The organism is Mycobacterium lacus (genome assembly GCF_010731535.1).
Lineage (GTDB): Bacteria > Actinomycetota > Actinomycetes > Mycobacteriales > Mycobacteriaceae > Mycobacterium > Mycobacterium lacus.
In genome coordinates this window covers 2,770,109-2,783,626 of sequence record NZ_AP022581.1, presented here as the reverse complement: position 1 = coordinate 2,783,626, position 13,518 = coordinate 2,770,109, and the positions used below count along the sequence as shown (strand labels likewise).

At 67.0% G+C, this 13,518-nt stretch carries 14 protein-coding genes; 6 read left to right on the top strand and 8 right to left on the bottom strand.

Translation table 11 applies throughout. The annotated features are described in order from the left end of the window. Positions 1-2: 2 nt before the first annotated feature. The 4 genes from hemE (at position 3) to G6N24_RS12740 (ending at position 3,991) form a co-directional block, all read left to right on the top strand. Positions 3-1,082 carry a uroporphyrinogen decarboxylase gene (gene hemE, locus G6N24_RS12755; protein WP_085163216.1) on the top strand — a complete coding sequence of 360 codons (1,080 nt, stop codon included), beginning with the start codon at positions 3-5 and terminating at the stop codon, positions 1,080-1,082. Continuing rightward, positions 1,079-2,437: a protoporphyrinogen oxidase gene (locus tag G6N24_RS12750; protein ID WP_085163217.1), complete on the top strand. Its 1,359-nt coding sequence runs from the start codon at positions 1,079-1,081 to the stop codon at positions 2,435-2,437. The genes hemE and G6N24_RS12750 overlap by 4 nt, the downstream gene beginning before the upstream one ends. Positions 2,438-2,442: 5 nt before the next feature. After that, positions 2,443-3,150 (top strand): hydrogen peroxide-dependent heme synthase, encoded by a 708-nt coding sequence (gene hemQ / locus G6N24_RS12745; RefSeq protein WP_085163218.1) that lies wholly within the window; start codon positions 2,443-2,445, stop codon positions 3,148-3,150. A gap of 73 nt (positions 3,151-3,223) precedes the next feature. Next, positions 3,224-3,991, top strand: a complete 768-nt coding sequence (locus tag G6N24_RS12740; protein WP_085163219.1) for a class I SAM-dependent methyltransferase — start codon at positions 3,224-3,226, stop codon at positions 3,989-3,991. 54 nt (positions 3,992-4,045) lie between these two features. Here G6N24_RS12740 and msrB read toward each other — a convergent pair whose 3' ends face one another. The 4 genes from msrB to G6N24_RS12720 all read right to left on the bottom strand — a co-directional run bounded on the left by msrB (position 4,046) and on the right by G6N24_RS12720 (position 8,253). Continuing rightward, a complete protein-coding gene (msrB, locus tag G6N24_RS12735) occupies positions 4,046-4,453 on the bottom strand; it encodes a peptide-methionine (R)-S-oxide reductase MsrB (RefSeq protein ID WP_085163220.1) in 408 nt (135 codons plus the stop codon). A gap of 60 nt (positions 4,454-4,513) precedes the next feature. Then, positions 4,514-5,773: an arabinofuranan 3-O-arabinosyltransferase gene (gene aftC / locus G6N24_RS12730; protein ID WP_085163221.1), complete on the bottom strand. Its 1,260-nt coding sequence runs from the start codon at positions 5,771-5,773 to the stop codon at positions 4,514-4,516. 104 nt (positions 5,774-5,877) lie between these two features. Further along, on the bottom strand, positions 5,878-7,449 hold the full coding sequence (locus tag G6N24_RS12725; RefSeq protein ID WP_085163222.1) for an alpha/beta hydrolase: 1,572 nt from the start codon (positions 7,447-7,449) through the stop codon (positions 5,878-5,880). Positions 7,450-7,479: 30 nt separating this feature from the next. Further along, positions 7,480-8,253: a pyrimidine reductase family protein gene (locus G6N24_RS12720; protein WP_085163223.1), complete on the bottom strand. Its 774-nt coding sequence runs from the start codon at positions 8,251-8,253 to the stop codon at positions 7,480-7,482. On the opposite strand from G6N24_RS12720, the gene zapE reads away from it, so the two are divergent. Next, positions 8,252-9,352 (top strand): cell division protein ZapE, encoded by a 1,101-nt coding sequence (gene zapE, locus G6N24_RS12715; protein WP_085163224.1) that lies wholly within the window; start codon positions 8,252-8,254, stop codon positions 9,350-9,352. The genes G6N24_RS12720 and zapE overlap by 2 nt on opposite strands. Here the strand turns inward: zapE and G6N24_RS24610 are convergent. The 3 genes from G6N24_RS24610 to G6N24_RS12705 form a co-directional block, all read right to left on the bottom strand. Further along, complete coding sequence (locus G6N24_RS24610) at positions 9,330-9,848, bottom strand: GNAT family N-acetyltransferase (protein ID WP_232070551.1); 519 nt, start codon at positions 9,846-9,848, stop codon at positions 9,330-9,332. The genes zapE and G6N24_RS24610 overlap by 23 nt on opposite strands. Next, positions 9,836-10,360 (bottom strand): hypothetical protein, encoded by a 525-nt coding sequence (locus tag G6N24_RS24605; RefSeq protein WP_232070550.1) that lies wholly within the window; start codon positions 10,358-10,360, stop codon positions 9,836-9,838. The genes G6N24_RS24610 and G6N24_RS24605 overlap by 13 nt, the downstream gene beginning before the upstream one ends. Before the next feature lie 78 nt (positions 10,361-10,438). Beyond that, positions 10,439-11,176, bottom strand: a complete 738-nt coding sequence (locus G6N24_RS12705; protein ID WP_085163226.1) for a Clp protease N-terminal domain-containing protein — start codon at positions 11,174-11,176, stop codon at positions 10,439-10,441. Positions 11,177-12,108: 932 nt separating this feature from the next. Here G6N24_RS12705 and G6N24_RS12700 point away from each other — a divergent pair. Next, the gene (locus G6N24_RS12700) at positions 12,109-12,441 is read left to right on the top strand and encodes a DUF732 domain-containing protein (RefSeq protein WP_169716111.1); all 333 of its coding nucleotides are present in this window, start codon (positions 12,109-12,111) and stop codon (positions 12,439-12,441) included. 564 nt (positions 12,442-13,005) lie between these two features. Here the strand turns inward: G6N24_RS12700 and G6N24_RS12695 are convergent. Continuing rightward, entirely contained in the window at positions 13,006-13,269 is a 264-nt protein-coding gene (locus G6N24_RS12695; RefSeq protein WP_139822653.1) for a hypothetical protein, read from the bottom strand. Positions 13,270-13,518 lie beyond the last annotated feature (249 nt).

Below are 13,518 nucleotides of genomic sequence, written 5' to 3'. Positions count from 1 at the left end.
TCATGGCAGCATTGAAGCCAGTGAATACTCCTGCGCGTACCCGTCGCGACCTTGTGAAGTCGCCCTATCTGGCCGCCGTCGCCGGCCGCAAACCCAACCGGGTTCCGGTGTGGTTCATGCGACAGGCCGGCCGCTCGCTGCCCGAATATCGGGCCCTGCGCGAACGGCACAGCATGCTGGCGGCCTGCTTCGAGCCGGACCTGGCCTGCGAGGTCACCCTGCAACCGATCCGCCGCTACGACGTCGACGCGGCGATCCTGTTCTCCGATATCGTCGTGCCGCTGCGTGCCGCCGGCATCGATGTGGACATCGTCGCTGACGTGGGACCCGTGATCGCGGACCCGGTGCGCACCGCTGCCGATATCGAGGCCATGAAACCCCTTGATCCACAAGCGATTCAGCCGGTGTTAGAGGCGGTTTCGCTGTTGGTCGACGCGCTGGGCGAAGTTCCGCTGATCGGTTTCGCGGGCGCCCCGTTCACGCTGGCGTCCTACCTGGTCGAGGGCGGACCGAGCCGCCACCACGCCCGTACCAAAGCAATGATGCTGGCCGAGCCGGCGAGCTGGCACGCGCTGATGGAACGGCTGACCGACCTCACCATCGCGGTCCTGTGGGGCCAAATCGACGCCGGGGTGGACGCCGTCCAGGTGTTCGACTCGTGGGCGGGGGCGTTGTCGTTGGCCGATTACCGTCAGCACGTGCTGCCGCACAGCGCGCGGGTGTTCGGCACGCTGGCCGAGCGCGGCGTGCCGATGACGCATTTCGGGGTCGGCACCGCCGAACTGCTGGGCGCGATGTCAGAGGCCGGTGCGACAGTCGTCGGCGTGGATTGGCGTACGACACTGACCGATGCCGCCGCCAGGGTGCAACCGGGCACCGCGCTGCAGGGCAACCTCGATCCGGTGGTGTTGCTGGCCGGGTGGCCGGTGGTGGAGCGCGCCGCGCGGGCCGTCGTCGACGACGGGCGGCGCGCGGTCGACGCCGGGGCCGCCGGGCACGTATTCAACCTCGGCCACGGGGTGCTGCCGGAGACCGACCCGGGCGTGCTGGCCGAGCTGGTATCGCTGGTCCACTCGCTGTGACTTCTCGCTCGTATTGTGTTGTGGGCGGCGGAATCTCGGGGTTAACGGCGGCCTACCGGCTGCGCGTGGCCGCCGGCGGCGACGTGACCATCACACTGTTCGATCCGGCCGACCGGCTCGGGGGGATACTGCGCACCGAGTGGGTCGGGGGACAGCCCTTGGACGTGGGCGCCGAGGCGTTCGTGCTGCGCCGGCCCGAAGTGCCGGCGTTGCTGGCCGAGCTGGGGTTATCCGGGCATCAGCTGGGCACCACCGGCGCCCGGCCGCTGATCTACAGTCAGCAACGGCTGCACCGGCTGCCGCCGGAAACGGTGATGGGGATCCCGTCGTCGGCGAGGTCCATGGCGGGGCTGGTCGATGACGCAACCCTGGCGCATATCGAGGCCGAAGCCGGTCGTCCGTTCAGGTGGCGCGTCGGCAGCGACCCGGCGGTCGCCGAGTTGGTGGCCGACCGCTTCGGTGAGCAGGTCGTGGCCCGGTCGGTGGACCCGATGCTGAGCGGCGTCTACGCGGGCTCGGCGGCGACGATCGGGCTGCGCGCGGCCGCCCCCAGCGTGGCTGCGGCGCTGGACGGCGGCGCCGCCAGCCTGAGCGACGCGGTCCGTCAGGGGTTGCCGCCGAGCAGCGGCGCACCGGTGTTCGGCGCACTAGAGGGCGGCTACCAGGTCCTGGTCGATGCGCTCGTGGCCCGCAGCCAGCCGCGATGGGTAAGGGCCGCCGTCGAAAAGCTGGAACCCGGTTGGGTGTTGCACGACGATACCGGCGGCCGCTGGCACGCCGATGCGGTGGTCTTGGCTGTCCCGGCGCCGCGCCTGGCGCGCCTCGTCGACGGGATCGCGCCGCGCACTTTCGCCGCCGCGAGCCGGATCGTGAGTGCCTCGTCGGCGGTGGTGGCGCTCGCGGTGCCGGCCGATACGCCGTTTCCGCAGTGTTCCGGTGTCCTGGTGGCCAGCGGCGAGTCGTTGCGGGCCAAGGCGATCACCCTGTCCTCCCGCAAGTGGGGTCCACGCGGGGATGTGCAGTTGCTGCGGCTGTCGTTCGGGCGGTTCGGTCAAGATCTGGCCGCGAGCGCCCCGGATGACGAATTGCTGGCCTGGGCGGTGGACGACCTGGCCACGGTGTTCGGTGTAACGGTCCAGCCGGTGGACACCCGAGTGCAGCGGTGGATCGAGGCGATGCCGCAATACGGCCCAGGCCACGCCGACGTGGTCGCCGAGGTGCGCGCCGGCCTGCCGCCCACCCTCGCGGTGGCCGGCGGCTACCTCGACGGAATTGGCGTGCCGGCCTGCGTCTCGGCGGCCGGTCGGGCGGTGAGCGGCGTCCTCGAGGCCTTAGACGCGCAAGTGGCACGATAGGTTTCATGTCCCGTCTCGACTACGACGCCTTGAACGCGACGCTTCGCTACCTGATGTTCTCGGTGTTCTCGGTGCGCCCCGGCGAGCTCGGCCCGGAGGGAAGCGATGCCAGGAAAGAAGCCATCGACGACGCCTCCACCTTTTTCAAGCTGCAGGAGGAACGCGGCGTTGTGGTGCGCGGCCTCTATGATGTCGCGGGCCTGCGGGCGGACGCCGATTTCATGATCTGGACCCACGCCGGACGCGTCGAAGCGCTGCAGGCGACCTATGCCGACTTTCGGCGCACCACAACCCTGGGACGGGCTTGCACGCCGGTGTGGAGCAGCGTCGGGCTGCATCGACCGGCCGAGTTCAACAAGAGCCATATCCCGGCATTCCTGGCCGGCGAGGAGCCCGGTGCCTACGTCTGCGTGTATCCGTTTGTGCGGTCCTACGAGTGGTACCTGCTGCCCGACGAGGAACGTCGTCGCATGCTCGCCGAGCATGGCATGGCCGCCCGCGGATACAAGGACGTCCGGGCCAACACAGTGCCGGCGTTCGCGCTCGGCGACTACGAGTGGATCCTGGCCTTCGAAGCCCCGGAGTTGGACCGCATCGTCGACCTGATGCGTGACCTGCGTGCTACCGACGCCCGGCGGCATACCCGCGCCGAGACGCCGTTTTTCACCGGGCCGCGGGTGGGGGTGGAGCAGTTGGTGAACTCCCTGCCATGACCGCGCCGGCGACGATGCGGAGCCCGAGCGAAGGGGTGGGGGTCCCGCCCGCTTGCGCGGGAAAGCGGCGCTCATGACTCAATCCGACCCGAGCGATCCCACCCGCTTCGAGGACATGTATCGCGATGACCGGTTCGTGCACGGCCTGCCGGCTGCCACGCCGTGGGATATCGGCGGCCCGCAGCCGGTGGTTCAGCAACTAGTTGCCGTCGGCGCGATCAAGGGCGAAGTGCTCGACCCTGGCACCGGCCCTGGTCACCACGCGATCTACTACGCCGCCAAGGGCTACTCGGCCACCGGCATCGACGGGTCGGCGGCCGCTATCGATCGCGCCCTGGCGAACGCGCAAAAGGCCGGGGTTTCGGTGAACTTCCAGGTGGCCGACGCGACCCGGCTGGACGGGCTGGACGACCGGTTCGACACGGTCGTCGACTGCGCCTTCTACCACACCTTCAGCACCGCTCCCGAACTGCAGAAGTCTTATGTGCGGGCGCTGCATCGGGCCACCAGGCCGGGAGCGCGGCTGTACATGTACGAGTTCGGCGCGCACAACGTCAACGGGTTCAGCATGCCGCGGTCATTGTCCGAGGACGATTTTCGCCAGGTGCTTCCGCTTGGTGGCTGGGAGATCAGCTACCTGGGGACGACGACCTACCAGGTCAACCTGAGCGTCGAGACGCTCGAGCTGATGGCTGCGCGGAATCCCGACCTGGCCGACCGGGTGCAGTGCGTGCTGGAGCGGTTCCGCGTCATGGAGCCATGGCTGGTCAACGGCCGGGTGCATGCCCCGTTCTGGGAGGTCCACGCCACGCGGGTTGACGGATTCTCCGCGAGACTGTAGTTAGCGCGGAGAAGTGCGAGTGGAGACCGTGCCAACTACAGGCTCGGCGCTACGCTAAGTGCCGTCCGGCACCAGGCGCAGCGCGATCGAGTTGATGCAATAGCGCTTGTCGGTTGGCGTGGGATACCCCTCACCGGCGAACACGTGGCCCAGGTGGCTGTAGCAGTTCGCGCACAACACCTCGGTACGCTTCATCCCCATCGACCAGTCGGTGCGCAAGAACACCGCGCCGGAGCTGGACGGATCGAAGAACGACGGCCAGCCGCAATGTGATTCGAACTTCTCTGTGCTGCGGAACAATTCGGCGCCACAGGCCCGGCACTGGTACACGCCCGCCGTTTTGGTGTCGGTGTACTCACCGGTGAAGGGCCGCTCGGTGCCACCTTGGCGGAGCACGGCGAACTCCTCCGGGGTGAGTTTCTTACGCCACTCGTCGTCGGAGAGTTCCAGCTTCGGGGTCATGCGTCCACGCTAGACCACAATGGCGGTGACCCGCCGCGCCCGGCTGCGTCGCGCTTGCGATCACCGCGCGGGCTCCCGCTCGGCCGTGAGCCAGACGGGATCGATGCCGCTGTCCAGCCGGCTCTCCGCCTTGGCGTCCAGGTAGCGGAAGTAGAGCACGGTGAACGTCACGATCAGCAGCAGCGACCAGCCGTAAGTGATCTTCAAGTACTCCAGGGCGCGGCCGTATCTCATCCAGTTGAACAGCAGCCAGCGGTCCAGGGTCATGAAGCCGTAAATTCCCAGCCACGCCGGCCAGTTGCGGATCACGGAGTTGGGCAGCGTCACCGTCATCAGGAACGGGAACAGCATCATCGAGTAGTAACCCTGGGCCAGCGACATCACCAGCCACGACCACAGCAGCAGCACACCCGACGAGGTGGTGAACCAGAACAGGGGATCGCGGGTGCGGTAATAGCGGTACAGCAGCCACAGGGCGCCCATGGCGATCGCCGTGAACAGGAGCCGCAGGAACACGATCAGCCACGTGGGAAGGCCGAAGTAAACGCCGTTGCCCTCGATCGAGCTGTTGAAATAGTCGCGGGTGCCCAGGATGTAGGGCAGCGTGCGGGTGAAGAAGTCCATCGGGTGGCTGACCAGCGGCAGCGCGGCCAGATTGATGACGATGGGAACCGCGATGGCGGGCACCAGCGCCCGCCACTGGCGGTTGAGCACGGGCAGCAACAGCAGCGGTCCGAGCAGGGGTTTGAGCACCAGCGTCAGCCCGATGGCCAAGCCGGCCCACCACTGATGGCTGATCTGGCCGTCCAGCAGCCACCGCAAGAACAGCACCTCCAGCAGCAGGATGCAGCCGTTGATATTGGTGAACACCAGGGTGTTGGTCACCGTTTCGGTGCAGAACATGGCCAGTATCAGGGCGGGCGCGGCCACCGAGGTCATCGTGAAATTGAACATCCGCAACAACAAATAGGCGGCGACGAGGATGGCCACGGTGTTGATCGAAATGAACAGGTAGCGCGAGGGCGCGAAGGGCAGGTAGCCGAACGGCGCCATCAGCAGGGTGCCGCCCGGCGGGTAGAGGTAGTGGGGGTCGACGTAGTCAAAGTGCTCGTTGTAGATGTCCCAGCCATGGCGGAAGTTCAGCACCGCACGGTAGACCGGCTTGAAATCGTCGGTGATGTTGCCATTGGTCGTCAGCACGATGCTGCGATGCAGCACGGACAGGATGGCCGCCGGCCATAACACCGACCGCAGGATGGATGCGGTGCTCGGTGGGCCGGTTCGAGTCGAGTCAGCTGCCGTCACCAGCGCACCGTACACCGGGCGTCCGGCGACGATGCGGCCGCATAGCGACCGAGGTGGGGGGTACCCCCAGCCGGGCAGCGGCGAGATGGAGAGCCGGGCACTTGGGGCGAGGCCAACTGTCAGGCGGGACAGTAGGTGTCGGTTCCGGGCAGCTTGCCGCTGTCCAGGTACCCGATTATCGGGGGCACGGCGCAGGACGAATAGACGCTGGCGCCGTGACCGATGCCCTGCCACATCACCCGCTTGCTGGCCGCGTTGGCGTTGATGACGGTGGCGGCGGTGGCGGCGACTCCTTCCGAGCCGACGATCGGATCGTCCTGCACACCCAGCAACAGGACGTCGACCTTGAGATCCTTCGGCGGTTGCGCCGGTGAACCGGTGGGCCAGTGCACGCACTTGACGAGGTTGAGCGCGGCGACGGAGCCGAACTGGGGGTAAAGCTTCCCCCAGGCGACGACCAGTTCGCGCACCCGGTCCGGGGTCGGACGGTTGAGCGCGTCGCTGCACGCACTGACGAATTCGCCGTCGGTATCCCGGATTTCGGTGGCCCGGTTGATCAGATTGGTGAGCTGGTTGATGTCGCCGGAGCGGGCCGCATTTAGTGCGTTGGCCAGGTTCGTGGTGGTGCCGACGCGGTCGCCAGTGGGAAAGCCCAAGGCGGTGGTGATCGCGTTGGCGATCGACGCTACCGATGCGCCGCCGGGCCCATTACCGGAACGGGCGGCAGCCAGCAGCGCGCTGACCGCGCCCTTCGGATCGGGGCCCAGCGCGCAGTTCACTGCGACGCACTGCGCCGCGAACGCGTCGAGTGCCGCCTGCTGGCCCTTGACCTGCTGTTCGGCGGCTCCTTCGGCGTTGACGCCCAGCGCGACCGGCGAGTCGAGGACCAGCCTGGCGACCTTGTCAGGCCGCGACCCGGCATAGGTCAGCGCCACCTGGGCGCCGTTGCCGATTCCGACGAGCGCCAGCGCGGGGACGTCCCAGATGTTGCGCAGTCGCTCGATGTCCGAGGCGGCGTGCCCGTTGTCGTAGGCGGACTCGCCGGGCGCGATGGCATCGGTGCAGTTAGTGGTGGCGGTATTGGAGACCTCGGAGAGGTTGGCGACCGGATCGTCGCCGGACTGGAACTGCGCCTGATCGCGCATCTCTTCGCGGTCGAAGTGATCGCGGCAGTCGATGGGGCTCGACATGCCCATGCCGCGGCGGTCGATCGCCACGATGGGGTGGCTCTTGAGGACGTCGGCGCCCGCGTGGGTCAGCCAGACCGGCAGCTGCGTCGAGGACGGCAGATCGGAGCCGGTGGTGAAGACGAGGGGCCCAGCGTCCGTCGGGGTTTGAGTCGACTTGGCGCGGACCACGCCGATGCTGATCGACCCGGATCCACCGCTGACCGAGTCGAGGTCGGAGTCGTAGCTGGCGCACTCCAGCTTGATCCCGGGGGCCGCCGCGACCCCGGCGTCGGCGAACACCCGCGACGTGCAGTCGTGCCACGACAAGTCGTTCTTGGGCACGGCGATCGGCGGCGGGCCGCTGACCGGCTTGGTCGTGGTGACCGCGCCTTGTGGCCGGGCGCCGGAGTTGGTGGCGAAGCGCGGACCGGCGCCCAGGAGCGGGGCACAGCCGGCCAGAACTGCGCTCACTGAGCAGGCCATCGAGACCAGGATCGTGGTGGACGTGATGCGCCGACTCATGCCGACCACAGTAGCTACCGTTGCCGTCCCTCACGCTTTGACGTAACGCGTGTACAGGTAGCCGGCGCCGTCGCTGAGGACATGGACGCGACGCATCCGGGTTTGCACCTGGCGGGGACCCGTCGCGATGCGTCGGGCCACGCCACCGACAACACACGGCGCGATGGTCAGACACAACTCGTCGAGCATGTCGCGCTCGATGAGCGCGCCGAGCAGCATCGGTCCGCCCTCGGTCAGGATCTGGGTCAGACCGCGAGCGGCGAGGTTCGCCAGGATCGCTGCCTCGTCGACCTCGCCGGGATCATCCCCAGAGCAGTCGATCACCTCGGCGAGGCCCGCCAGCGCGCGGCGTGTTTCGTCGGCAACCGCCGTGCAGGTGAGCACCAACGGCGCCACCTCGGTGCGGGTGAACACTCCCAAGCCTCGGTCAAGGTGACCGGCCTTGGTGACGATGGCCAGTTGCGGGACTTCGCTTTGCTTTCGGGCCTGCCGCTGCTGGCGCTGGACGACCCCGAGGTGTGCGCCGGAGTAGCCCTCAATGCGCACGGTGCCGGCGCCGACCAGGATGACATCGGCGAGCTCACGCAGCAGGTTGAAGATGACTCGGTCGCCGGCGCCAGCCATTGCGCCGGTCTTGCCGTCGGCGGTGGCGCCGCCGTCGAGGCTGGTGATGAAATTCGCGCGCAGCCACGTGCCGTCGTGTTCTTCCGGATAGCGGTAAAGCTGCAGGAGTTCGCCGTCGTCGACGTCGCGATCCGCTCCCAGCAGTGTCATGGTGACGGTACCGGCTGAAGAGTCGGGCATGAGTTTGATTGCAACACGCAGCTACAGTGCCTGCATGCACGGGGTGGGCCGCCTGGTGGATCGGCATCCGACCGCGTCCCCGGAGCGACTGATCGCCCAGCTCAGACCGCCGCCCACGTTCGCCGACGTGAGCTTCTCGTCGTATCGGCCCGACCCGGCCGAACCGACCCAGGCGGCGGCCGTCGCGGCCTGCCAGGAGTTCTGCCGGCAGGCCGTCGCGCGGCGCGCGGGCCGCAAGAAGCTGTTCGGCAAGCCGGAGGTTCTGCCCGGTGTTGGGCTGTACCTCGATGGTGGGTTCGGAGTGGGTAAGACGCACCTGCTGGCTTCGGCGTACTACCAGTTGCCCGGCCCCGGGCCGGATGGGCGGTCAAACACGGCCACACGACCCAAGGCGTTCGCGACGTTTGCGGAGCTGACACAGCTGGCCGGCGTGTTCGGGTTCGTCGAATGCATCGATCTGCTGGCCGATTACACGGCGGTATGCATCGACGAGTTCGAGCTGGACGACCCGGGAAACACCACGCTGATCTCGCGGATGCTCTCGCAACTGGTCGAGCGGGGTGTGTCGGTCGCGGCCACCTCCAACACGCTGCCCGAACAGCTCGGCGAGGGGCGCTTTGCCGCCCAGGATTTCCTGCGCGAGATCCATACGCTGGCACGAATTTTCACCACGGTGCGGATCGAGGGACCGGACTACCGGCACCGCGACCTGCCGCCAGCGCCGCCGCCGTTGTCGGACGAGGAAGTCGCCGCGCGCGCCGCGCGCATCGAGGGGGCGACCCTTGATGACTTCGACGCGCTGTGCGCGCACCTGGCCACCATGCATCCGTCACGCTATCTGACGCTGATCGAGGGTGTGACCGCGGTGTTCCTGATGGGCGTGCACGGCATCGACGACCAGAATGTGGCGCTGCGGTTGGTGTCGCTGACCGATCGTCTGTATGACGCCGGCGTCCCGGTGGTGGCCTCGGGGGCGAAGCTGGACACGATTTTCAGCGCGGACATGCTGGCCGGTGGCTACCGCAAGAAATACCTGCGGGCCACCTCGCGGCTGCTGGCGCTGACCGCGGCCGGGATCACTCAAGCCCGCGAACCATGACGTAGTCGTTCTCGGTATGGGTGCCCAGCTGAAACATCCTGGTGCCGCTGATCGTAAAGCCGCTCTTGGTGTAGAAGCGTTGTGCGCGTTGGTTTTTCTGGTTGACGCCAAGCCATACGCGGCGGACGCCCCAGTCGACCGCGACGGTCAGCGCGGTGTCCATTAATGCCGTCGCGGCGCCCGCCCCGTGAAAGTCGGGTAACACGTACAGCTTTGATAGCTCGGCCGCTGGGACATCGCGATCGACGACGTCGCGAATGAGCATCGCGTAACCCACAATTCGCCCGTGCTGGCGTGCGGTGAGAACCGCACGTTGCGGGTCGGCCAGAAATTCGGCGAAGCGGCTAGCGGACAGGTTGGCCGCGATGAACGACGCGATGTCCTCCGGCGACGTCGTGGGCGGACACGCCAACGGGAAGGTTTGTGCGGCAACGGCTGCCAGCTCTTGGGTGTCGACGGAATCCGTCGTGGCGATGCGTACGGTCAGAGATTCCACTGTGCCAGGTGCTGGCCCGTCTTCTTGTCCAGCAGGACGACGTTGGAAACCGGGTCGCGGTAGGCGTCCCAATAGACTCCGCCGCGGACGATCGCTCCCTGCGGCGCGTTCACCAGCACGTTGTCCAGCGCGTCGGGCGCATCCGAGGGCCGCGGTTTGTAGGCGTCGGCGAACGGGGTCACCCCGTCGAAGCTGAAGTTGGTGGCCATGATGTAGGGATTGGGCACCCGCACGGCGCGGATCGTCACGTCGGCGCGATTGACCGAGCTGCCAGGGAAGCTCTTGACGGGAACGCCGCTGCGGGTGTAGCCGAATCCCGGTGGCGGGTCGCACGGCACGACGCTGCTGACGGTGACGTCCGCGACGTAGGTGCCGGTGTCCACCCGCAGCGTGTCGCCGATGTGACCGATCGGTGCGTCGCCGGCCCGGGCGCGGGGGGTGGCGACGCCCACGGCGGTGACGCTCGCGGCGGCGACGAGGAACGTGGACAGGGCGATCAGCCAGCGGCGCATCTTTGCCTCCTCGGCTCCCGGCTGGGGACCTTCGCATGATTACACACGCGAGGTCGCGACGGGGAGGGGTCGGCCGGCTCAGCTGAACCCGGCCCCACCGACGCCCTTACCGCTGGTGATCGATTCCAGGGTGGTGGCGAGATCGGCCTCGAGACGTTCCTTGTCGATGCCGGCTTGGCGCAGCGGTCCGTCTTCGAGCTCGAGCAGCGCCAGCAGCAGGTGTTCGGTGCCAATGTAGTTGTGGCCGAGGCGAAGTGCCTCCCGGAAGGTGAGCTCGAGCGCCTTGCGTGCCGGTCCGCTGAACGGGATCAGCGCGGGTGGTTCGTCCTGCGCTGGGGGCAGCTGCACCGCGGCACGCACGGCCTCGGTGTCGATCTGTTGGGCGTGCAGCAGCACGGTGGCCAGCGCGCCCGGATCGCTGAGCACGCCGAGTAGCAGATGGTCGGGCGTGATCTCGCTGTTGGCGGCCTCGTGCGCCGCGTTCTGGGCCGCGACGACAGCACTGCGGGCGCGCGGGGTGAAGCGCCCGAAGCCCTGACGGGGGTCCAGCGCGGTGGCCTCGGCCTTCGGGACGAATCGCTTTTGCGCTGCCTGTTTGGTGACGCCCATACTCCTGCCGATCTCGGTCCAGGAGGCTCCCGAGCGGCGGGCCTGATCGACGAAGTGCCCGATGAGGTGGTCGGCGATCTCGCCGAGGTGCTCGGCCGCCAGGACGGCGTCGGTGAGTTGATCCAGTGCGTCACTGTGCACCTGTTTGATGGCGTTGATCATCTCGTCGAGGCGGACGGGATAGGCGATGGGTGTTGGTTGAGCCATGTCGTCAACAGTAGGTTGACGACAGAGACCCTGTCAACCTTGGGTTGACGCGTGTGCTGGGCGGCGCCGCGGACAAGGTTTAACGACTCGGCTACGACGCCTACGACAGGCGAAACGTTTCGTAAACATTTGGCACTTACGTTTTTGCCGACTTCAGCGGTGGTGGCGTGGGAAGAAGGAAATTTGGACTTCCTTGCCCCGCAGGTGGTCGATCCGCTCAGCAAACTCCTGAACATCCACGTCCTGATTATCTGCTCATCGGTGTTGGCAGCTATTTCACGGTGCGCACCCGGTTCATCCAGGTTCGGTACTTCGGCGCGTGCTTCGCCAGCTGTGCAGATCCCTCGGCCCCGACGGGGGGGATCTCGTCGTTTCAGGCGTTCTGCGTCGGCCTTGTGTCGCGGGTCTTTGCGTTCGCCTCGGTGCTCAGCAATTACGTGTGAGCCGAGACCAACCTGATGTCTTCTGGTAGCTCGGCCCAGCGCGTTCAATGTGCTGAAAACTGTGACGCTGACGGCGATCGTGGTGGGGGCCACAGCCAGGCTCACGGTGGTCTGCGCGTTGGCCGATTGGTGATGGTGCTGATGGCCATCCTCAACCTGATTGCAATATGCCTGCTCGGCAAATGGGCGTTTGCGGCCCTGAGGGATTTTCACCGTAAGGACGCGCAGGGCAACAGGCGGTCTTCGTTGCCAACGGGGCTGGCCTGCCAGGCATTCTCGACGGCGACGTCTGGGTACGCAGGGAGGTCGACGAATGCGGCGGCACGGTGCACCGGGCGCGACGGATCCGTCAGCTGGCAAACTGAACGTGGCGGGTCGCCAGGGCGCTGGCGGCGTAGCGTGGCCGGGCTTTTCGGGTCCGGCGTGCGGGCGTAACGTGTTTGCGCGTGGGATGCGGGGGTGGCGCCGGTTTGAGACACTCAGGGCGTCATGAAACTTCTGCTCGCGTTAGCAAGTGTCGCCGCAGTCGTCGGCGTGGCCGGTCCGGCGCACGCCGACCAAAGTCAAGATCAGGCCTTCCTGGTCGCGCTCGGAGCGGCGGGCATCACCTACCAGGACCCGGATCGCGCGGCAGCAACCGGCAAAAAGGTGTGCGAGATGGCTAACGCCGGCAAGTCGGCCGCCGAGGTCGTCAAGTACCTCCAAGACCTCAACCCGGCACTCACGCAGGTCAACGCTGCCAGGTTCACGGCAATCTCGGCCGGTGTTTACTGTCCGAGACAACTACGCCCCGACAGCACCTCAGGTGGGAGCGGCGGTTAGCCCTGCTCCAGCTGAGCTGGCCGGTGACGGAACCCGCCAGCTGGCGTCGACGGCGCAATCCGCAGCGGGAGGACGCGGCGCCGAGCTGGTCAGTGTCGTCGAAATCGTTTTCAGTGCAACGTGATTGGGCTCTTGGTCAGGGACATCGGGGCGGGACTTGTCGACGGCAGATTCGGCAGCGGTAGATAGGAAGTTTGAATGGGCACAGGGCCAGGCGGCAGTGGCTGCTTGAACGGGAGCGAAGACCCGGCGTAGAAGGTGCCGGTGCCGACGTCGTGGACGCCAGCCGAGGCCCAGTAGACGTCGTGCCAGGCGCTCGAGTCCCGGGGCATGGCTCTGTCGGCCGGATCGGGGTCGCCCGGGCGCCACCGTATGTAGCTTCCGCCCAGGCAGTCCCGGGAGTGCCGTGGGCGGAATGCGCGCCCACCCCAGGCCGGCCAGGCCCAGATCGCCGGACAGCAGCGCGCCGGCAGGCTATCGAATCATCTGCAGCACAGGGGATTTGGACGCATAATGCGCGACTCTGCGGCCAGAAGGCGCGTCGGTGGATCGAGGCTGAGTGGTTTAGATAAACCGCGGGCCTGAATTTGGAGCTTGAACGGTGAACTCGACGGAATCTATATCGTTGTAGAGCTTTTCGGGTGTTCCATCGTGAAACTCAATGGACAATGCCACTACGTCCTGCAGCATGTCGTCGTGGACGACGGCGATTGGATGCCACATGGCGGGATCGTCGGGATCGCCCTCTATGCGGAGGCGCAGCGGCATGCCGCGGCCCTGGTACTTGGCAAGATCAGCAGCCGTACCGGCGAAACGTACTGGGCGCATAGGCCGAGATTAGTTGCTTACGAGGCGGCCGCAGAGGCAGGACACGCTTACGACGGCAGCAGTTCAGGGCCCGGAACCCCCGAACCGGGCCTGTAACCAGCGCGACGCAAAAGGCGCCGAGTCCGGCAAGCGTTCGACCTCTCCCCCGGGGATGAGGCAAGTCTTGTTTCGCCCCGCTAGATGGGCCTGGGCGAAATGTGTGGCCAACCCCCGGCGCGGGGGTTGGACGGTCGGTTCCACGCAGGGCAT

Excerpts from the sequence above, each read along its gene's own strand:
- hemE (WP_085163216.1), top strand. The coding sequence starts at position 3 with ATGGCAGCATTGAAGCCAGTGAATACTCCTGCGCGTACCCGTCGCGAC.
- hemQ (WP_085163218.1), top strand. The coding sequence starts at position 2,443 with ATGTCCCGTCTCGACTACGACGCCTTGAACGCGACGCTTCGCTACCTG.
- G6N24_RS12740 (WP_085163219.1), top strand. The coding sequence starts at position 3,224 with ATGACTCAATCCGACCCGAGCGATCCCACCCGCTTCGAGGACATGTAT.
- msrB (WP_085163220.1), bottom strand. The coding sequence starts at position 4,453 with ATGACCCCGAAGCTGGAACTCTCCGACGACGAGTGGCGTAAGAAACTC.
- G6N24_RS12725 (WP_085163222.1), bottom strand. The coding sequence starts at position 7,449 with ATGAGTCGGCGCATCACGTCCACCACGATCCTGGTCTCGATGGCCTGC.
- zapE (WP_085163224.1), top strand. The coding sequence starts at position 8,252 with ATGAGTTTGATTGCAACACGCAGCTACAGTGCCTGCATGCACGGGGTG.
- G6N24_RS12720 (WP_085163223.1), bottom strand. The coding sequence starts at position 8,253 with ATGCCCGACTCTTCAGCCGGTACCGTCACCATGACACTGCTGGGAGCG.
- G6N24_RS24605 (WP_232070550.1), bottom strand. The coding sequence starts at position 10,360 with ATGCGCCGCTGGCTGATCGCCCTGTCCACGTTCCTCGTCGCCGCCGCG.
- G6N24_RS12705 (WP_085163226.1), bottom strand. The coding sequence starts at position 11,176 with ATGGCTCAACCAACACCCATCGCCTATCCCGTCCGCCTCGACGAGATG.
- G6N24_RS12700 (WP_169716111.1), top strand. The coding sequence starts at position 12,109 with ATGAAACTTCTGCTCGCGTTAGCAAGTGTCGCCGCAGTCGTCGGCGTG.
- G6N24_RS12695 (WP_139822653.1), bottom strand. The coding sequence starts at position 13,269 with ATGCGCCCAGTACGTTTCGCCGGTACGGCTGCTGATCTTGCCAAGTAC.